Origin of the sequence: Xanthomonas indica, assembly GCF_040529045.1 — a bacterium.
Classification (GTDB): domain Bacteria; phylum Pseudomonadota; class Gammaproteobacteria; order Xanthomonadales; family Xanthomonadaceae; genus Xanthomonas_A; species Xanthomonas_A indica.
The window spans coordinates 4,128,071-4,148,168 of record NZ_CP131914.1 but is presented as its reverse complement, the minus strand read 5'-3'; the positions used below and the strand labels follow the sequence as shown (position 1 = coordinate 4,148,168).

General features: G+C 70.1%; 13 protein-coding genes. 6 read left to right on the top strand and 7 right to left on the bottom strand.

The window, feature by feature from the left end; all coding sequences use genetic code 11:
• Positions 1–2: 2 nt before the first annotated feature.
• The 6 genes from Q7W82_RS17870 to Q7W82_RS17845 form a co-directional block, all read right to left on the bottom strand.
• A complete protein-coding gene (locus tag Q7W82_RS17870; RefSeq protein WP_242161031.1) occupies positions 3–1,859 on the bottom strand; it encodes a methyl-accepting chemotaxis protein in 1,857 nt (618 codons plus the stop codon).
• A 309-nt stretch (positions 1,860–2,168) separates the two neighbouring features.
• On the bottom strand, positions 2,169–4,601 hold the full coding sequence (locus Q7W82_RS17865; RefSeq protein WP_242161064.1) for a membrane-bound PQQ-dependent dehydrogenase, glucose/quinate/shikimate family: 2,433 nt from the start codon (positions 4,599–4,601) through the stop codon (positions 2,169–2,171).
• A gap of 361 nt (positions 4,602–4,962) precedes the next feature.
• On the bottom strand, positions 4,963–6,333 hold the full coding sequence (otsA, locus tag Q7W82_RS17860) for an alpha,alpha-trehalose-phosphate synthase (UDP-forming) (protein ID WP_160948496.1): 1,371 nt from the start codon (positions 6,331–6,333) through the stop codon (positions 4,963–4,965).
• Entirely contained in the window at positions 6,330–8,111 is a 1,782-nt protein-coding gene (locus tag Q7W82_RS17855) for a glycoside hydrolase family 15 protein (protein WP_242161032.1), read from the bottom strand. The genes otsA and Q7W82_RS17855 overlap by 4 nt, the downstream gene beginning before the upstream one ends.
• 76 nt (positions 8,112–8,187) lie before the next feature.
• Positions 8,188–8,940: a trehalose-phosphatase gene (otsB, locus tag Q7W82_RS17850; RefSeq protein ID WP_242161033.1), complete on the bottom strand. Its 753-nt coding sequence runs from the start codon at positions 8,938–8,940 to the stop codon at positions 8,188–8,190.
• 163 nt (positions 8,941–9,103) lie between these two features.
• Positions 9,104–11,542: a TonB-dependent receptor gene (locus tag Q7W82_RS17845; RefSeq protein WP_242161034.1), complete on the bottom strand. Its 2,439-nt coding sequence runs from the start codon at positions 11,540–11,542 to the stop codon at positions 9,104–9,106.
• Between the two features lie 244 nt (positions 11,543–11,786).
• Between Q7W82_RS17845 and Q7W82_RS17840 the strand changes: the two genes are divergently transcribed.
• The 4 genes from Q7W82_RS17840 to Q7W82_RS17825 all read left to right on the top strand — a co-directional run bounded on the left by Q7W82_RS17840 (position 11,787) and on the right by Q7W82_RS17825 (position 15,666).
• Complete coding sequence (locus Q7W82_RS17840) at positions 11,787–12,275, top strand: DUF3574 domain-containing protein (RefSeq protein WP_242161065.1); 489 nt, start codon at positions 11,787–11,789, stop codon at positions 12,273–12,275.
• A gap of 94 nt (positions 12,276–12,369) precedes the next feature.
• Positions 12,370–12,822, top strand: a complete 453-nt coding sequence (locus Q7W82_RS17835; RefSeq protein ID WP_242161035.1) for a GNAT family N-acetyltransferase — start codon at positions 12,370–12,372, stop codon at positions 12,820–12,822.
• Positions 12,823–12,928: 106 nt separating this feature from the next.
• The gene (locus Q7W82_RS17830) at positions 12,929–14,527 is read left to right on the top strand and encodes a hypothetical protein (RefSeq protein ID WP_242161036.1); all 1,599 of its coding nucleotides are present in this window, start codon (positions 12,929–12,931) and stop codon (positions 14,525–14,527) included.
• A gap of 305 nt (positions 14,528–14,832) precedes the next feature.
• Positions 14,833–15,666, top strand: a complete 834-nt coding sequence (locus Q7W82_RS17825) for a DUF3014 domain-containing protein (RefSeq protein ID WP_242161037.1) — start codon at positions 14,833–14,835, stop codon at positions 15,664–15,666.
• 215 nt (positions 15,667–15,881) lie between these two features.
• Here Q7W82_RS17825 and Q7W82_RS17820 read toward each other — a convergent pair whose 3' ends face one another.
• Positions 15,882–16,586 (bottom strand): glutathione S-transferase, encoded by a 705-nt coding sequence (locus tag Q7W82_RS17820; protein ID WP_242161038.1) that lies wholly within the window; start codon positions 16,584–16,586, stop codon positions 15,882–15,884.
• A 216-nt stretch (positions 16,587–16,802) separates the two neighbouring features.
• On the opposite strand from Q7W82_RS17820, the gene clpB reads away from it, so the two are divergent.
• Together clpB and Q7W82_RS17810 are read left to right on the top strand one after the other, a co-directional pair.
• On the top strand, positions 16,803–19,388 hold the full coding sequence (clpB, locus tag Q7W82_RS17815) for an ATP-dependent chaperone ClpB (RefSeq protein ID WP_242161039.1): 2,586 nt from the start codon (positions 16,803–16,805) through the stop codon (positions 19,386–19,388).
• Positions 19,388–20,038, top strand: a complete 651-nt coding sequence (locus Q7W82_RS17810; protein ID WP_242161040.1) for an HAD-IA family hydrolase — start codon at positions 19,388–19,390, stop codon at positions 20,036–20,038. The genes clpB and Q7W82_RS17810 overlap by 1 nt, the downstream gene beginning before the upstream one ends.
• The last annotated feature ends 60 nt before the right edge of the window (positions 20,039–20,098 follow it).

Here is a 20,098-nt window from a genome sequence, read left to right as displayed (position 1 = left end):
GCTCAGCCGCTGCCGCGCGCGAACGGCAGCACCTTGCCGTCGGCAGCGCCGGCACGGCGGCTGTCGAGGCGGAACACGCCGACCGCCGCGGCCAGGCCGCCGGCCTGTTCCTCCATGCTGCGCGCGGCGGCGGTGGCTTCCTCGACCAGGGCGGCGTTGCGCTGGGTCACTTCGTCCAGCTGCGCCACGGTGCGGTTGACCTGTTCGATACCGCTGGACTGCTCGCCGCTGGCGGCGCTGATCTCGCCGATCAGGCCGGTCACCCGCTGCACCGAACCGACGATCTCGTGCATGGTGGCGCCGGCACGGTTGACCAGTGCCGCACCTTCGCCGACGGTGCGCGTGGACGCCTCGATCAGGTCCTTGATCTCCTTGGCCGCATCGGCCGAGCGCTGCGCCAGGGAACGCACTTCGGTGGCGACCACGGCGAAACCGCGGCCCTGTTCGCCGGCGCGTGCGGCCTCCACCGCGGCGTTGAGCGCCAGGATGTTGGTCTGGAAGGCGATGCCGTCGATCACTCCGATGATCTCGCCGATGCGCTGCGAGGACGCGCTGATCGCGCGCATCGTCGCCACCACCTCGTCCATCACCTGTCCACCGGACCGGGCGATCTCGCCGGTGTTCTGCACCAGGCCGTTGGCCTGCTGCGCGTTGTCCGCGTTCTGCTTCACCGCCGAGGTCAGCTCCTCCATCGAACTGGCGGTCTCTTCCAGGCTCGCCGCCTGCTGCTCGGTGCGATCGGACAGGTCGGTGTTGCCCGCGGCGATTTCCGCGGCGGCGCGGCGGATGGTCTCGGCCGCGTCCTGGATGCCGACGATGATCTCGGTGAGCTTGGCCACGGTGCGGTTGGTGTCCTCGCGCAACTGCGCGAACACGCCCTGGGCCTGGCCGTCGACGCGATGGGTGAGGTCGCCTTCGGCCAGCGCCGCCAGTGCCGCCGCCAGGTGCGCCAGGTTGCTCTCCACCGCATCGGCGATGCGGTTGACACCTTCGGCCAGCGACTTGAGCACCCCGTCCATCGCCGCCGTCTCGATGCGCTGACTGAAATCGCCGCGCGCGGCGGCCTCGATCACCGTGGCCAGCGCCTGTTCGGCGCTGACCTGCGCGGTCACCTCTTCCCACTGCGCGATAGTGCCGAGGCGGCGGCCGTCGGCGCCGTTGATCGGGCTGTACACGAAATCGATCTGGCGGCCGAAGAACGGCGCGCGCACGCGCTTGGAGCCGGTCAGCGCACGCATGCGGTCGATCGCCGCCTGGCTGTCCGGATAGATGTCGCCGATGCTGCCGCCGACGAACTGCTCGGCGCGAAATTCCGGGCGGAAGCGCTGCACGTCCGCTTCGATGGTCTGCAGCATCTGCAGCAGCTTGCGGTTGGCGAAATGCACGCGGCCATCGTCGTCGGCGATGCGCACCATGGTGTCGAGATCGTCCAGCGCCTGGATCACGAAGCGGCCATGGCGCAGTTCCGCCTCGGTCTGCGCCTGGCGTGCGGCCAGCGCGTGTTGTGCGTTCTGCACCGCGCGCAGCAAGGCCACCTCGGCCGCATCGCCGGCCAGGTCCACGCGGTACTCGAAGCGGCCTTCGCCCAGCGCCTGCAGCGCCTGCGTGGCCCGGTCCAGGGCGCGTGGCGCGCTGCGTCTGCCGGCCCAGGCCAGCGCCGCGGCGACCGCGGCCGCAACCAATAGCGCCGGCAGCACGCGCGGCAACGCCGATCCGGTCGGCCCGACCGTGCGGCCGACCTGCAGCGCGTAGGCAGTCAGCGCCAGCAGCACCAACACGTGGGCCAGGACGAGCAGCGCCGACTGCGGGCGCAGCCACGCGGGAATGGTGGGGCGGAGAGCGGCGGATGGCGAGGGCATGGTGTGCACCGGCTGGGAAACAACGGGCAACGCCGCAGGGGCGACGCGATCTCGCGGGGGTACAGCCAGTATCTGCGCATTGCGCGGTGTGCTGGATCGCCGGCAGCTGCCGTTCGTCGGAAACTTCACATGACCTGCACGCCTGTACGGCGTGGGCGGCAAGGCGCGAGTGGGTGATGCGCTGCAGCAGGATGGGCGCTGCGCGGGCAATCCGCGGCAGGCCAGACGGGCGTGCCGGCTCGAGCGTGGCCGGGCTGACCGTCCTCGCCACCGGCCCCCTGTGGGCCGGTGGCGGGATGGGGCGGACGCTTACTTGGCCGGCGCCTGCGCGTCGGGCAGGGTCCAGGCGATCACGCTGTCGCCGGCCTTGGTGTCCATGCGGTCGTGTCCGCCGATCGCGGCGACGATGTACTGCTTGCCATCGACGGTGTAGCTCAGCGGTGCGGCCTGCGGCCCGGCCGGCACGCGCACTTCCCACAGCAGCTTGCCGGTCTGGGTGTCGTAGCCGCGCAGGAAGTTGTCCAGCGCCGCGCCGATAAAGGTCACGCCGCCGGCGGTGGCCAGCGAGCCGCTGTTGTTGGGCGTGCCCAGTTCGAACTTCATCTTCGACGGAATGCCCATCGGGCCCTGGTCGTAGCCGGTGCCCAGCGGACGCCGCCAGATCACCTGCTGGGTGCGCAGGTCCACGCCGGAGATATAGCCCCACGGCGGCGCCACGCACGGGGTGTTGAGCGGCGACATCCACGGCTCCTTGCGCGCGCCGTAGGGCAGGCCCTCCTGGGCCATGTAGCCGGGCGTCCTGCTCTTGCCGTTGAACACCGACACCACGCCCAGCGCCTGCATTTCCTGGCGCGGATACACCTGCTCGGTGTAGGGCAGGCGGTTGCTGTTCATCACCATGATGCCGCGCTGCAGGTCCACCGACACGCCGCCCCAGTTGATGCCGCCGTGGTTGCCGGTGAAGGCCAGCGAACCGCCCAGGCTCGGCGGGGTGAACATGCCCTCGTAGCGCAGCCGCTTGAACTGGATGCGGCACACCAGCTGGTCGAACGGGGTGATGCCCCAGGCATCGGATTCGACCAGGGTCTCGTACTCGTGGCTGGGCGCGCCGACGGTGTTGGGCATGCCCGGCGACACCGGCTGGGTCCTGGCGGTCCAGTCGCCGTGGTCGGTGCCCTGCGGCACCGGCTTCTGCTCCACCGGCATGATCGGTGCGCCGGTCTCGCGGTCGAGCACGAACACCTGGCCGGACTTGGTGGCCTGGATCACCGCCGGGCGGGTGCCGCCGCCGGGGACCGGGAAGTCCACCAGGTTCGGCTGCGGGCCGATGTCGTAGTCCCACAGGTCGTGGTTGATGGTGCGGAAATGCCAGCGCTCCTTGCCGGTGGCCGCATCCAGCGCGACCAGCGAGGCGGTGTACTCCTCTTCCTGCGGCGTGCGCTGCCTGCCGAAGAAATCCCCGGAGGCGTTGCCGGTGGGCAGGTAGACCAGGCCCAACTGGTCGTCGGCGGCCATCAGCGACCACACGTTCGGGGTCGAGCGGGTATAGGTCTGCCCGGCCGGCGGGGCCGCATCGATCGCCGGGTTGCCCAGGTCCCAGGCCCAGCGCAGCTGCCCGCTGACCGCATCGAAGGCGCGCACCACGCCGGACGGCGCATCGCGCTCCTGGCCGTCGCGAACCTGCCCGGTGGGCTGGATCACCACCCCGCGCATCACCACCGGCGGCGAGGTCGGGCCGACGAAGCCGGGCTTGGTGTTGCCGGTGTCCTTGTTCAGGTCGACATAGCCGTGGCTGCCGAAGCTGTCGCAGAGCTTGCCGGTGAGCGCGTCGAGCGCGCCCAGGCGGCCGTCCACCATCGGCCAGAAGATGCGCTTGGCGCACTCGGCGACCGGCGTGGTGGCCTCGAAGTAGGACACGCCGCGACAGGTGGTGGCGGCGACACCGGCCATGGCCTTCGGGTCGGTGTGCGGATCGAAGCGCCAGCGCTCCTTGCCGGTGGTGGCCTCCACCGCGATCACCTTCTGCGTGGGCGTGCAGATGTAGACCAGGTCGCCGACCTTCAGCGGGGTGTTCTGGAACGCGTAGCCGAGCTTGGAGCCGGCCGGCTTGAGGTCGCCGGTGTGGAATTCCCAGGCGATCTTCAGGTCCTTGACGTTGTCCGGGGTGATCTGTGCGCCGGGGCTGTAGTGGTTGGACAGGTTGGACCCGGCATAGGCGGTCCAGTTGCCGGCGTCGTGGTTGCCGGCGACGTTGCCGTCGGGGCTGTCCACCGTGGCGCGGCTGAAGGCGGCCTGCGGGCGCTGCTTAGCCAGGCCGGGGTCGGCCAGTTCCACCGTGCGCGGGAACAGCAGCGGCACGAACACCAGCGCCGCGCCGAGCACCGGCAGCACGCCGGCGACCAGCAGGTAGCCGATGCCGGAGACCGGCGCCAGGCGCCAGCGCGCCACCTTCCAGAACGGCAACAGCAGCAGGCCCAGCACCGAGATCATCGCCAGGCGCGGGATCAGTGCCCAGCCGTCCAGGCCGACCTCGGCCAGGGCCCAGGCGATGGTGGCGGCCAGGGTGACGCCGAACAGCCACAGGCCGACGCTGCGGCCCAGTGCGAGCATCAGGCCGGACACGGCCAGCGCCACGCCGGCGAGCAGGTAGTACCAGGAGCCGCCGACGGCGACGAGTTGCCCGCCCATGACGGCGAGCGCGACGCCGATCACGGCGATGAGGATGGCGTAGCCGGCGAACAGCCAGCGGCCAGGTCCGGGTGGGGAGGAAGCAGCAGTCATGAGCGAAACATCCGACGAGGATCCCTGGCGCGTGGCGCGAATGGCGGCGGTGCAGGCGGATCGTGGGGGGAGAGGCGAGGGCAGGGCCGCAACCGCGGCGCGCATCGCAAGTCAGCGACCGCGCTGCCGCGTTCTGGGAAAGCAGCGGAATCGGCGCGGCGCGTGCAGGCTATTTTAGGCGGTGCAGGTCGTCGGGCCGTGACGGCACGCGGAACACTGCGTCATGCGGCGCCGTGGCGGACGCCGCATGGGGACGTGGTGAGGCAGATCGCGGCGCGCGCAGGCGCGGGGCGCGCGACGTCGTGCGAAGCGCGTGCCGCCGCTAGCGCAGGCTTTCCAGCGCCTGCAGATAGCGCTGGCGCCAGGCGTTGATGTCGTGCTTGCGCAGGTGATCCATCATCGCCTGCCAGCGTTCGATGCGCTTGGCCTTGGGCAGCGACGCGCCGGTGGCGATGGCGTCGGCGACGCCGTCCAGGTCGTGCGGATTGACCAGCAGCGCTTCCTTCAGTTCGTCGGCGGCGCCGGCCAGCAGCGACAGCACCAGCACGCCGGGATTCTCCGGGTCCTGCGCGGCCACGTATTCCTTGGCCACCAGGTTCATGCCGTCGCGCAGCGGCGTCACCAGGCCGACCTGCGCGGCGCGGTAGAAGCCGGTCAGGGTGGCGTGGGTGAAGTTGCGGTTGACGTAGCGCAGTGGCGTCCAGTCCGGCTCGGCATGGCCGCCGTTGATGTGGCCGGCGATCTGCTCGAGCTGGTTGCGCAGTTGCTTGTACTCGGTGACGTCGCCGCGCGAGACCGGCGCGATCTGCAGGTAGGTGAGGCTGCCGCGCTGGTCCGCATGCCGCTCCAGGTAGCGCTCGAAGCCGAGGAAGCGTTCCGGCAGGCCCTTGGAGTAGTCCAGCCGGTCCACGCCGATCGCCAACTGGCGATCGCGCAGGCTGCTGCGCAGGTCGCGCACCGCCGGCTTGGACATCGCCGCGCGCGCCTGCTGCGCGATCAGTTCGGTGTCGATGCCGATCGGGAACATGGCTGCGCGGAAACGGCGGCCGCCCGGCGCTTCCAGCACGCCGTCCTTGATCACCTTGCCGCCGCCGAACAGGCGCACGTAGGCCTGGAAACGGTCGACGTCGCGGCGGGTCTGGAAGCCGATCAGGTCGTAGGCGTAGAAGCCGGAGAACAGCCGCGCGTGGTCCGGCAGCGCCTGGATCAGGTCGGCCGAGGGGAACGGTACGTGCAGGAAGAAGCCGATGCGACAGCCGATGCCGCGCTCGCGCAGCAGCGAGGCCAGCGGGATCAGGTGATAGTCGTGGATCCACACCGTATCGTCCTCGCGCAGCATCGGCGCGAGCTTGTCGGCGAACATGGCGTTGACCCGGCGGTAGCCCTCGCGGGTGGCGCGGTCGTAGTCCACCAGGTCCAGGCGGAAGTGCAGCAGCGGCCACAGCGTGCGATTGGCGAAGCCGTTGTAGTACGCGTCCAGGTCCGCGCGATTGAGGTCCATGGTGACGAAGCGGATGTCGCCCTGGGTCTGCTCGTGCATGGCGCCGCTGTCGCCGCGCACGGTCTTGCCGCTCCAGCCGAACCAGACACCGCCGCGTTCCTTCAGCGCCGCCAGCAAGCCCACCGCCAGGCCGCCGGCGCGGTTCTCGCCGGGCAGTGCGACACGGTTGGATACCACGACCAGTCTGCTCATGATGCCTCCTGCCAACTGCGCGACAAACGCATGGCGGCGATGATCAGGCCGACATGCGAATAGGTCTGCGGAAAATTGCCCCAGGCTTCGCCGTTGTCGAAGGCCAGATCCTCCGACAGCAGGCCCAGGTGATTGCGCCGGGCGAGGATGCGCTCGAACAGCTCGCGCGCTTCCTCCTTGCGGCCGATCGCGGCCAGCGCGTCGATGTACCAGAACGTGCAGATGGTGAAACTCGTCTCCGGTTCGCCGAAGTCGTCCGGCGCCACGTAGCGGTACAGCGCATCGCCATGCTTGAGGTCGCGGCCGATCGCCTCGACCGTGGCGATGAAGCGCGGATCGTCCGGGGCGATGAAGCCGATGTCGGCCAGCAACAGCAGCGAGGCGTCCAGCCGGTGGCCGTTGAAGGTGTCGGTGAAGTGCCCCAGCTCCGCGCTCCAGGCCTCGGCCAGCACGCGCGCGTGGATGCGGTCGGCGCGCTCGCGCCAGTGCGCCACGCGCTCGTCCAGGCCCAGGCGCGCGGCGATCTTGGCCAGGCGGTCGCAGGCGGCCCAGCACATCGCGCTGGTGTAGGTGTGCACCTCGGCACGGCCGCGGAACTCCCACAGGCCGGCGTCGGGCACGTCGTGCAGCGCGAAGGCGCGCTCGCCCAGCGGCTCCAGGCGCAGGAAGGTGTGGGTGTCGCCGGGGTCCTTCAGGCGCAGGTCGAAGAACAGCTGGGTGGAGGCCAGCACCACGCTGCCGTACACGTCGTGCTGCTTCTGGATCCAGGCCAGGTTGCCGCGCCGCACCGGGCCCATGCCGCGGTAGCCGGCCAGCGACTCGACCTCGTGTTCCTCCAGCGCCGCCTCGAAGCCGATGCCGTACAGCGGCTGCAGGCTGCCGTCGGTGGTGGCGATGTTGAAGATGTAGCCGAGGAACTGCTCCATGGTGCGGGTGGCGCCGAGCCGGTTCAGCGCACGCACCACGAAGGCGGCGTCGCGCAGCCAGCAGTAGCGGTAGTCCCAGTTGCGCGGGGTGTCCGGCGCTTCCGGAATGGAGGTGGTCATCGCCGCGATGATCGCGCCGCTGTCCTCGTACTGGCACAGCTTCAGGGTGATGGCGCTGCGGATCACCGCGTCCTGCCAGTCCAGCGGCACCGACAGGTAGCGCACCCACTCGCGCCAGTATTCCTCGGTGCGCTCCTGCGCCTCCTGGATGTAGCCGGTCAGCGAGCGGGTCAGCGATTCGTCCACGCCCAGCATCAGGTTGACCGGGTGGGCGAGCACGAACGGCAACTCGTCGCGGATGAAGCGCACCGGCACGTCGGTGGTCAGCCGCAGGGTGAAGTCCGGCAGCAGCCAGCGCACGTGGTTGCTGCCCCAGGTGCTCTCCGGCTGGCGCGCACCCCAGTCGGCCAGCGGCCGTGCGCGTGCGCGGATGCGGGGGTTGCCGGCCAGCGGCCGCACCTGGCGGATGATGCTGACCGGGCGGTAGAAGCGGCCGTGGTTGCGCCAGCGCGGCGCGAAGTCGATCACTTCCACCGCGCCGCCGTGGGCATCGCGCAGCACCGTGCGCAGGATCGCGGTATTGGCCAGGTAGTGCTGGTCGCTGTCGACGAAGTCTTCCAGCTCGATGCTGAAATCGCCGCCGGGATGCGCGCGCGGGGAGAGCAGGGCGCAGAACGCCGGGTCGCCGTCGAAGGCCGGCAGGCAGCTCCACACCACGCTGGCCCGTTTGTCGATCAGGGCGCCGAAGCTGCCGTTGCCGATGACGCCGAGGTCGAGATTGGGGGAACTCATGGAACGGACGGATCCTTGTGCGGAAGCAGTGGGGGAAGCGGCCACGGGACGCAGGCGGGCGGGCGCGGCGGCGCCCTCATCCGGCGTTATCGCGCAGCCAGGCGTGTACGCCGCGTGGATCGGGCAGCGCATAGGTGGCGACGCTGTCGGCGCGGGCGCCGACCAGCACGCTCCAGCCGCCGGCCTGGTTGGCCGCGGCGAAGCCGAACTCGTCGGTGAGATCGTCGCCGACGAACACCGGGCGGCGGCCGCGGAACGGCGGCTGCTGCAGCAGCGTGGTCAGCGCCACGCCCTTGTCGCTGCCTTCGGGCACGAACTCGACCACGTGGTCGCCGGGCTGCAGGCGGTAGCCGGGCAGGTCGGCGATCTGGGCGTGGGCGAACCCAAGCACCGCCTCGGCCGCGCTCGGCGCCGCGCGCCAGTGCAGCGCCATGCTGGCGCCCTTGTCTTCGACCAGCACGCCCGGATGCGCCTGGCGCAGGTGCGCGGCGCGCGCATGGAGCGCATGCAGAAACTGCGAGGTATCGGCGGGCATCGCCGCCTGCGCGTCGGCGTCGCTGCGCAACTCGTGGCCGTGCAGGCCGGCGGCAGGCAGCCGCAGCGGCGCGAACAGGGCGTCCAGTTGCGTCAGCGGACGTCCGCTGACCAACGCCACCGCGCCGCCGAGGCGCTGGTGCAGGCGGCCGATCGCCTCACGGACCTCAGGCAGCAACTGCACCTGGTCGGGGCGTTCGGCAAAGGCGATGAGAGTGCCGTCCACGTCCAGGAACAATGCGCAGGCATCGTCCAGGCGCGGCGGCGGCGGTCGGAGGGGGAGCGCGTCTGCCATCTTTTCATGATGAACGAGACAGCGTTAGCGCCAGGTGGATTGGTCGGGGGCCGGGAAACGGGAATGGGGAAACGGGAATGGGAGGAGCAAAAGCGGTGCCTGCGCGCGCTGCTGTTGCTTTTACCCATTCCCGATTCCCGTCTCCCCATTCCCCACACCTTCGTCAGAAGGTGTACCGCACCCGGCCGTAGTAGTAAGCGCCGTTGCTGCCGATCGGCGAGAGCACGTCGTAGGGCAGGTTGCCGAAGTAGGCGATGTCCGGCTTGGAGCGGTCGGCGTAGGTGTCGGTGAGGTTCTGTCCGCCCACCGCCACGCTCCACTGCGGGGTGAGGTGGTATTCGACCTCGGCGTCGAGTTGCCACTTGGCGCTGTAGGTCTGTTCCGGGGCGAAGCCGCCGCCGAAGTCGAACACGCGGGTGGCGCTGCCGTAGCGGGTGACGCGGGTCTGCAGCGACCAGCGCGCATCGCTCCAGTTCGCCGCCAGCTGCGCGCGGGTGCGTGGGGTCGCTTCGGTCAGGGTGTTGCGCTCTTCCACGCCGAACAGCACGTAGTCCGGATTCAGTGCCAGCAGCTGCGCCGGCGTGGCCACCACGTTCTCCAGCTCGGTCTTGGCGTAGCTCCAGGTGCCGGTCAACTGCAGTTGGCCATCGCCCAGTGCCTGCCGCCAGTTGCTGACCAGTTCGGCGCCGCGGGTGCGGGTGTCGGCGGCGTTGACGAAGAAGCTGGCGCTCTGCAGGCCGGTGATGCCGAAGCGCTGCGCGACGAAGTCGGTCAGGGCGTCGCCGTCGATGCTTTCCGACAGCGCGATGCGCTTGTCGATGTCGATCTGGAACAGGTCCAGCGACAGGTCGAAATGGCTGCCGACGCGGCTGGTGAAGCCCAGGCTGTAGTTGCGCGACTTTTCCGGCTGCAGCGTGCGGGCGCCCAGCGCCTGCGCGATCGGGTTGTCGACCGAGAGCAGGCGGCCCTGCAGCAACTGGCCGTTGGCGTTGTAGCCGGTGGAGCTGGCTTCGTAGCCGATCTGGCTCAGCGACGGCGCGCGGAAGTTGTTGGAGATCGCGCCGCGCAGGGCGAACGCCGGGACGAACTCGTAGCGCGCGGCCAGCTTGCCGGTCAGTTCGCCGCCAAAGTCCTGGTAGTGCTCGTAGCGCGCGGCCAGGTCGGTGGAGAGCTTGTCGCCGAACTGGCTGGACACGCTGGCGTAGACGCTGGCGACGTTGCGCGACAGGTCGGCCGCGTCCTGCGGGGTCAGGCCGCCGCCGGCCTGGGCGCCGGTGGGGCGGTCGGTGTAGGGGCCGGCGGCGTAGCTGGCCGGGTCGCCCGGACGGGTCCGGTAGTGCTCGCGGCGCAGTTCCACGCCGGTGCCCAGGGTGTGGGTGGCGCCGGCGGCGTCGAAGCTGCGGCTCAGGTCGAGGTTGGCCACGCCCTGTTCGAAGGCATAGTCGCCGGTCTTGAAGCGGGTCGGGCTGCCCGGGCCCAGCGAGGCGTTGAGCGAGTGCTTGAGCCGGTAGGTGAAGTCGTTGCGGCCGTAATCGAGGCTGGCGTCGTAGGCCCATTCGCCCCACTGGCCGCGCGCGCCGAGCACCGCCTGCAGGTCGCGGTTCTCGCCCAGCGACACCGGGCGGTAGCCCTGCGGATACACCTGGGTCCAGTTGGCGGCGCCGTCGGGGTAGCGGAAGTAGTTGTCGCCCTGCGTGTCGCGCTGGTTGTAGGTGCCGAAGGCATAGACCTCGCTGCCCTGGCCGAACGGCAGCTTGCCGTTGAGCCAGGCGTTGAGATCCTTGCTGGCGCCGTCGCCGAGCGCGTAGTTGCGTTTGCCGACCAGCGCCAGGTTGGCCGGGGTCTGCTCCTCGAACGAGGGGATCTGGTCGAAGCCGGCGCGGTTGGTGGCCTCGTGATTCTTCAGCTCCAGGCCGACCTTGAAGAAGCCGCCGTCCTCGCCCAGGCGCGTGCCGACCTTGCCGCTGGCATAGCCGGTCTGGCCGTCGGTGAGGGTGCGGTGGATCGGCTTGACGTCGGTATGGTTGGCGCCATAGCTGGCTTCCAGCGCGCCGCTGTCCGGGTCGTCGTCCAGGATCACGTTGATCACCCCGGCCACCGCGTCCGAGCCGTACTGCGCGCCGGCGCCGTCGCGCAGCACCTCGATGCGCTTGATCGCGCTGATCGGGATGGCGTTGAAGTCCACCGGCGTGGTGCCCTTGCCGATCTTGCTGTCGGTGTTGACCAGCGCCGAGGTGTGGCGGCGCTTGCCGTTCACCAGCACCAGCACCTGATCGGGCGAGAGCCCGCGCAACTGCGCGGCGCGCACGTGGTCGGCGCCGCCGGAGTTGGACTGGCGCGGGAAGTTGAAGGAGGGCAGCAGCGCCTGCAGCGCGCTGCCGAGTTCGCCGTTGACCACGCCGGCCTTGCGGATGTCCTCGGCGCTGAGCACGTCCACCGGGGCGGTGGATTCGAGCACGGTGCGGCCGCTGGCGCGGGTGCCGGTGACGATCACCGTGTCCAGATTGGTCGCGGTGGCGGGGGCGGCGTCCTGGGCGAGGGCGGGGGCCGCCAGGGCCAGGGCGATGGCCAGGCTCAACGGCCTGACGAACGGGGACGACATGGGGGTTCTCTCCTGAAACGATGACCATCAAGACCGGCCGCGCCGGCCGTGGCGGCGACTGGGGTCGGCAAAGGTTGCTGCATCCATCCGGATGAAGCGATATATTAGCCCGACGTTAAGGCGATGTGCGAGCCGCGTGGTCGGTGCTGTCGGGCATGAGCTCATGCCCGCCGGTTATCCGGGTCCGGACCGCGCCTGGCCTACGATCGCCCGTTCCCTTTCCGTTCCCACCGAGACCCTGCCGATGCTGCTGCGTGCCCCGTTGATCGCCGTCCTCCTGGCCCTGAGCGCATGCGCCAGCGTCGCGCCGTCCACGCCGACCGCGTCGACCGCGTCGAGCAAGGTCAGCGCGACCATGCAGGGCGATGCGGCGCGGCCGGCGCAGGCCAGCGGCTGGGTGCGCAGCGAGCTGTACTTCGGCGTGGGCGAGGAGAGCGGCCCGGCCGACCGCCCGCAGGCCGAGCCGATCAGCGAGGCGCGCTGGCGCGCGTTCCTGGACAAGGAGGTCACGCCGCGCTTTCCCGATGGCCTGACCGTGTTCGACGCCTATGGCCAGTGGCTGTTCCGCGGCGCCAAGGAACCGAACCGGCTCAACACCAAGGTGCTGGTGATCCTGCACGAGGACACCCCGCAGCGCCGCGCCGACATCGAGGCGATCCGGCTGGCGTGGAAGCAGGCCACCGGGCACCAGTCGGTGCTGTGGGCGCGTCAGGCGGTGGACGTGTCGTTTTGACTGCGGGGATTCGGGAGTGGGGATGACCAGCCGTTCGGCTGTGGAAAGCGGGGATTCGCAAGGGCGGGGTGCTGCGGTGACGGTGGGGTCGTTCGTGATCCGGCCCGGTGATCTCGACGATCCGGCGGTGCGCGGGTTGCTGGAGTACCACGTGCAGCGGATGCATGCGCAGTCGCCGCCGGGCAGCGTGTATGCGCTGGACCTGTCGGGTCTGCGGCAGCCGCAGGTGCGGGTGTGGAGCGTGTTGCGCGACGAGACGCTGGTTGCGGTCGGCGCGTTGCGGACGCTGGACGATGGCGGTGGCGAACTGAAGTCGATGCGCACGCATCCTTCGTTTCTCCGCCAGGGCGCGGCCGCGGCCCTGCTCGACCACCTGATCGCGCTCGCCCGCGCCGAAGGCCTGCAACGGCTGAGCCTGGAGACCGGCAGCGGCGCGGCGTTCGAGCCGGCGCTGGCGTTGTACCGCCGGCGCGGCTTCCGCAACGGGCCGGCATTCGGCGACTACCTGCCGAGCGCGTTCAACCAGTTCCTGCATCTGCCGCTGTAATTGTCGCGGCGCGCCGTCGCCGGAAAACGGCATCCTGCGCGTGCACCGATCCGCCGGTGCCGCTTCCCCTTACCATCCCTCGACTCCTCACGCCGCCACTGCCCGCATGTCCAGTCCCGCTCCCGTTTCACCGCGCCTGCGCTGGTTCGTCGCCGGCGACCTCAACGGCTTCTTCGGCCTGGTGGTCGACAACCTGTCGATCCTCGGCTTCATCACCCTGGCGCTGGTCGGCCTCTTCCAGTTCCCCGCCGAGGTCATCTACACCCGGATGATTCCCGGCACCGCCTTCGGCGTGCTGGTCGGCAACCTGCTGTACACATGGATGGCGCGGCGGCTGGCCGCGCGCAGCGGGCGCAGCGACGTCACCGCGATGCCGCTGGGCCTGGACGCGCCGACCAGCATCGGCATGGCGCTGCTGGTGCTCGGCCCGGCGTTCGTGCGCTACAAGCAGCAGGGCCTGGACCCGCAGGCCGCGGCGCTGGCCACCTGGCACCTGGGCATGGCGTCGCTGGTGGTGATGGGCGCGCTGAAGACAGTGCTGTCGTTCTTCGGCGACGCGGTGACCCGCGCCTTGCCCCGCGCCGCGCTGCTCGGCTCCATCGCCGGCATCGCCATCGTGCTGATGGGCTTCCTGCCGCTGCTGGAGACGCTGCGCACGCCGCTGGTCGGGCTGGTGGTGCTGGGCCTGCTGCTGTACGTGCTGATCGCCAAGGGGCGGCTGCCGTGGCGCCTGCCCGGGGTGCCAGTGGCGCTGGCATTGGGTACCGGCCTGTACTACTGGGCCAATGCGGCGGGAATCGGCATTCCCGGTCACCAGGCGCCGCAGTGGATCGCGCCGCAACTGGTGCTGCCGTGGCCGAGCCTGGGCTTCGTCGCCGGCCTGCCCGACACCGTGCCGCTGCTGCCGCTGCTGCTGCCGTTCGGCCTGCTGATGGTGGTGGGCGGCATCAACGTCAGCGAAAGCGCGCGCGCCGCCGGCGACGACTACCGCACCCGCGACATCCTGCTGGTCGAGGCCGGCGCGACCCTCATCGCCGGCGTCTGCGGCGGCGTCGCCCAGACCACGCCCTACATCGGCCAGCCGGCCTACAAGCACATGGGCGCGCGCAGCGGCTACACCCTGCTGACCGGTCTGTTCATCGGCCTGGGTGGCATGTTCGGGCTGGTCGCCGGCCTGGTGCAGTGGCTGCCGATGGCGGTGCTGGCGCCGATCATCGTCTACGTCGCCATCGACATCACCACCCAGGCCTTCCAGGCCACGCCCAAGCGCCACGCCGGGGCGATGGTGCTGGGCTTCCTGCCGTCGGTGGCCTACCTGCTGGCGATCAAGGCGCCGGGCTGGATCGCCCCGGACCAGCTGGCCAAGCTCACCACCACCCTGGACGGTCACGGCCTGCCGGAGCTGGCGGTGATCCTGACCCTGGGCAACGGCTTCATCATCACCTCGATGCTGTGGATCGCCACGGTGGCGGCGATGGTCGACGGCCGCCTGCGTCGCGCCGCGGCATTCCTGCTGGTGGCGGCTGGGCTGACCTTGTTCGGACTGATTCACTCGGTGGATCCGCGCGGCGGCCTGTACCTGCCGTGGACGCTGAGCGGCGTGCCGAAGCTGATCGCCTGGCAGTTCGTCGGCGGCTACCTGGTGCTGGCCGCCTTGCTCGGCCTGCTGTCGCTGCAGAAGCCGCGCGCGGTGCTGGTGGAGTGAGCGGCGCTGCGGTGCGCGTGCCGTCCGGCGTGAGGTCGTGCGGCCGCCGCTCGATAGCGCGGCGGCCGTGGTGCCGTTCCGCTGGCACCACCGCCAGGGTCTGCTGACATTCCCGCGCCGCCGCGCCCGCCTGCGGCCTGCGGCGTGAAACAGGTGTCGCAGGCCCGCGACGCTCATGGCGCGATGTGCAGTAGTCGGCGCTCTTCCGGTGAGGTGCGTCGAGACTGAACGCCAGCCGTCCCTTGCTGGAACCGGCACACATCACTGCGGTCACACCTCCATTGTCCGATGGAGATGTGCATCCCATGCAGCCGCGTCATTCGTTCTGGCCGTGGATCCTGGTCGCCGTGTTGGTGGCCGCCGCCGCGGCGTGGTTGTTCCGCGACAACATCGCGGCGCTGTGGCCCGCCGCCGCGCCGGCGCCTGCCGCGGTCGCGCCGCCCTCCACCGTGGCGCCGCCTGCCACACCCGACGCGCCGGCCGCGGCGGCAGCGCCGCCGCCGATCCAGCACCCCATCGATGCCGCGGAAGCCGCCGACGCGGCGATTCCGGCGCTGGCCGCCAGCGACGACGCGGTCTGGGCGGCGCTGAGCACGCTGGCCGGCGGCGACGCGCCGCTGGCGCTGCTGGTGCGCGACCACCTGATCCAGCGCCTGGTGACCATGGTCGACAACCTGACCCAGCGCCGCGTCACCGCGCGAGCGCTGGCGCTCAAGCCGGTGCCGGGCGAGCTGCAGGTGAGCACCGATGCCAGCGGCGCCAGCGTCATTGCCGACGCCAATGCGCAGCGTTACGCGCCCTACGTGGAGGCGTTCACCCGGGCCGATCCGGGCACGGCGGTGGCGGCCTACCGGCGCTTCTACCCGCTGTTCCAGCAGGCCTATGTGGAACTGGGCTATCCGCAGGGCTACTTCAACGACCGCTTGGTGCAGGTGATCGACCACCTGCTGCAGACCCCGACGCCGGCGGGGCCACTGGCGGTGGAGGTCGACCCGGTGCGCGGCAAGTACCGTTTCGTGGATCCGGCGCTGGAGTCGCTGTCGATCGGGCAGAAGGCGCTGCTGCGCATGGGCCCGACCCAGGCCGCCGCGGTGAAGGCGCAATTGCGTGCGGTGCGCGAGGCGCTGACGCGGACCTGAGCCGGACGCGAGGCGCGTGCCGCGTCACGTGGCCGCGCCTGCGGGCTTTTTGTTCTTGTAGGAGCGGCTTCAGCCGCGACAGGCGTTACCGGTAATGCCCATCGCGGCTGAAGCCGCTCCTACAGTCGCGATGCTTCGGTGCACCGCTTTTGTTCGTCATCTGCCAGCCCGCCGGGACAGCGGTCTTCCGGTAAATGACAAGGCCCTCGCCCCGCTCACCCATCCAGCTCCGGGTAATGCCGGAAGATGCCGTTCTCGTTGAACGGCAGGCGCCGTGGCGACGCCAGGTAGGCGGCGATCGCCGGGCGCTCGCACACGCGCTGCTGCAGCGCGCGCAGCCGTGGCAGCTTCGGCGACAGTTTTTTCATCGCCTGCGGGAAGGCGCAGTCCAGTCCACTCATCAGCTGGAACAGCGACAGGTCCACGTAGGAGTGCTCGCGCAGCACGTGGCGGCCGCCGCCCTGGTCCAGGACCTGCTCGAAATAGCCCAGGAACTTCGGCAGCCGTTGCTTGCGCAGGTCCTCGGCGCGGCGCAGCGCCTCGGCCTTCTGGTCTTCGTAGTACAGCCCGCTGGCGATGGGGTGGTGGCTGTCGTGGACCTCGGCGACCAGGTCGGCGATGGTCAATTGCAGCTGCAGCGCCTGCAGCCGCCGCGATTCGCTGTCCGGCACCAGGCCCAGCGGCGGGCCGAGGTAGTGCAGGATGTTGGCGACCTGCGCGATCACCAAGCGGCCGGCCTTGAGGAACGGCGGCGCGAACGGCCGCGCGCCGGCATGGGCGCCGTCGAGGAAGGGCTGCATCGCCGCGTCGCCCTGCTCGCGGGCGACATCGCGATAGCCGGCGCCGGCATCTTCCAGCGCCAGCCGCACGAACTCGCCGCGGCCCTGGATGCCGGTCCAGTAGTAGAGCTCGTAGTGCATGGCGGGGCCTGCGCGTGGGAACGAAGCGCCGAGGGTAGCGCCCTTGCGGTAGCGGCGTGTGACTGGCGGGTGCCAAAGTGCGGCCAACGGCACACCGCGTCGCGGTGCTCCTGCGTAGCGTATACGGACGCCGCCGGTGGTCTTGAAACAGGGGCGGACAGCCGCATTTTGCTGGCATGCCGGCGCGGCCGGCCCTTTCCTTCAGAGGACTTCCCGATGCGGATGGACAAGCTCACCTCGCGCTTCCAGCAGGCCCTGGCCGACGCGCAATCGCTGGCCGTGGGCCGCGATCACACCATCATCGAACCGGTGCACGTGTTCGTGGCGCTGCTCGACCAGGCCGGCGGCAGCACCCGGCCGTTGCTGGCGCAGGCCGGCGTCAATGTGCCGGTGCTGCGCGAGCGGCTCGGCGAAGCGCTGGACAAGCTGCCCAAGGTCAGCGGCCAGCCCGGCAACGTGTCGATGGGCAACGATCTCAGCCGCCTGCTCAACCAGACCGACAAGCTGGCGCAGCAGCACAACGATCAGTTCATCGCCAGCGAGTGGTTCGTGCTGGCCGCCGTCGACGACAGCGGCCCACTGGGCCTGGCGCTGCGCGCGGCCGGCGCCGACAGGAAGAAGCTCGAGGCCGCCATCGACAAGTTGCGCGGCGGCGAGACCGTGCAGTCGGAGAACGCCGAGGAACAGCGCCAGGCGCTGGAGAAGTACACCATCGACCTCACCGCGCGCGCCGAGAGCGGCAAGCTCGATCCGGTGATCGGCCGCGACGAGGAAATCCGCCGCACCGTGCAGGTGCTGCAGCGGCGCACCAAGAACAACCCGGTGCTGATCGGCGAGCCCGGCGTCGGCAAGACCGCCATCGTCGAAGGCCTGGCCCAGCGCATCGTCAACGGCGAGGTGCCGGAAGGCCTGCGCGGCAAGCGCGTGCTGTCGCTGGACATGGGCGCGCTGATCGCCGGCGCCAAGTTCCGCGGCGAGTTCGAGGAGCGGCTCAAGGGCGTGCTCAACGACCTGGCCAAGAACGAAGGCCAGATCATCCTGTTCATCGACGAACTGCACACCATGGTCGGCGCCGGCAAGGCCGATGGCGCCATGGATGCGGGCAATATGCTCAAGCCGGCGCTGGCGCGCGGCGAGTTGCACTGCATCGGCGCCACCACCCTGGACGAGTACCGCAAGTACATCGAGAAGGACGCGGCGCTGGAGCGGCGTTTCCAGAAGGTGTTCGTCGGCGAGCCGAGCGTGGAGGACACCATCGCCATCCTGCGCGGGCTCAAGGAGCGCTACGCGGTGCACCACGGCGTGGAGATCACCGACCCGGCGATCGTTGCCGCGGCCACGCTGTCCAACCGCTACATCACCGACCGCCAACTGCCGGACAAGGCCATCGACCTGATGGACGAGGCCGCCAGCCGCATCCGCATGGAGATCGACTCCAAGCCGGAGGAACTGGATCGCCTGGAACGGCGCCTGATCCAGCTCAAGATCCAGCGCGAGATGCTGAAGAAGGAGAAGGACGAGGCCTCGCGGCAGCGCCTGGCCGACCTGGAGAGCGACATCGACAAGCTCGAGCGCGAGTTCTCCGACCTGGACGAGGTGTGGCGTTCGGAGAAGGCAGCGCTGCAGGGCGCGACCAAGATCAAGGAGCAGATCGAGCAGGCGCGGGTCGAGCTGGAGGCGGCGCAGCGGCGCCAGGACTACGCCAAGATGAGCGAGATCCAGTACGGCCTGCTGCCGAACCTGGAGAAGCAGCTGGCCGCGGCCAACGAAGCCGAACAGCACGACTTCAAGCTGGTGCAGGACCGCGTCACCGCCGAGGAAATCGCCGAGGTGGTGTCGCGCTGGACCGGCATCCCGGTCAACAAGATGCTCGAGGGCGAGCGCGACAAGCTGCTGCGCATGGAGGACGAACTGCACCAGCGCGTGGTCGGCCAGGAAGAAGCGATCAAGGTGGTGTCCGATGCGGTGCGCCGCTCGCGCGCCGGCCTGTCCGATCCGCACCGGCCCAGCGGCTCGTTCCTGTTCCTCGGCCCCACCGGTGTCGGCAAGACCGAGCTGTGCAAGGCGCTGGCCGAGTTCCTGTTCGACAGCAGCGACGCGATGATCCGCATCGACATGAGCGAGTTCATGGAGAAGCACTCGGTGGCGCGGCTGATCGGTGCGCCTCCGGGCTACGTGGGTTATGAAGAAGGCGGCTACCTCACCGAGGCGGTGCGGCGCCGGCCGTACTCGCTGATCCTGCTCGACGAGGTCGAGAAGGCGCACAGCGACGTGTTCAACATCCTGCTGCAGGTGCTCGACGACGGCCGCCTCACCGACGGCCAGGGCCGCACCGTGGACTTCCGCAACACCGTCATCGTGATGACCTCCAACCTGGGCTCGCACCAGATCCAGGAGCTGAGCGGCGATGGCAGCGCCGAGGCCTATACGCAGATGAAGGCGGCGGTGATGGGCGTGGTGCAGGCGCATTTCCGCCCGGAGTTCATCAACCGCCTGGACGACATCGTGGTGTTCCACCCGCTGGACAAGGCGCAGATCAAGTCGATCGCGCGCATCCAGTTGCACGGCCTGGAAAAGCGCCTGGCCGAGCGCGGCCTGAAGATCGAATTGAGCGACCGCGCGCTGGAACTGCTCGGCAATGTCGGCTTCGACCCGGTGTACGGTGCGCGCCCGCTGAAGCGCGCGATCCAGGCGCAACTGGAGAATCCGCTGGCGCAGCAGATCCTGTCCGGCCAGTTCGTCAGCGGCGACACCATCAAGGTCGAGGCCGAGGGCGGCAAGCTGGTGTTCGAGAAGGCCTGATGGGGCTCGTCGTGCAGGCGCGCGCTGCCGCGCCTGCGGCACGCGCACTGTTGATCGACATGGATGGCGTGCTGCGGCTGTGGCCCGACGACGACGCGGCGCTGGAACGCGCGCACGGCGTGCCGCCGGGCAGCCTGCGTGCGGTGGCGTTCGCGCCGGCGTTGTTGGAGCCGGCGATCCGTGGCGCCACCAGCGACGCGCACTGGTTGGCCGAGGTCGCCACGCGCATCGCCGCGCTGGCCCCGGCTGCGGACGCCACTGCGCTGGTCGCCGCATGGTCCGCGCCGACGGCGGCCCGCCTCAATGCGCCGGTACTGGCACTGCTGCGCGAGGTGCGCCAGCGCCTGCCGGTGGTGCTGCTGAGCAATGCCACCTCGCGCCTGTCGCGCGATCTGCAGGCGCTCGGCATCGCCGATGCGTTCGATGCGGTGGTGAACTCCAGCGAGGTCGGCGCGATCAAGCCGGAACCGGCGATCTTTACGCATGCGCTGGCGCAGCTGGGGATGGCCGCCGACGAGGTGCTGTTCGTCGATGACACGGCGGCCCATGTCGAGGCCGCGCGTGGCCTGGGCCTGCGTGCCGAGCGCTATGTCGACGCTGCGGCATTGCGTGCCTGGCTGCTCGCCGAGGGCGCGCTCGGCGACGACTGAGGCCGGCATGCCGCCACGGTGCCGCCGAAGCGCTGACAACCCCGCGGCATGGCCTCATAA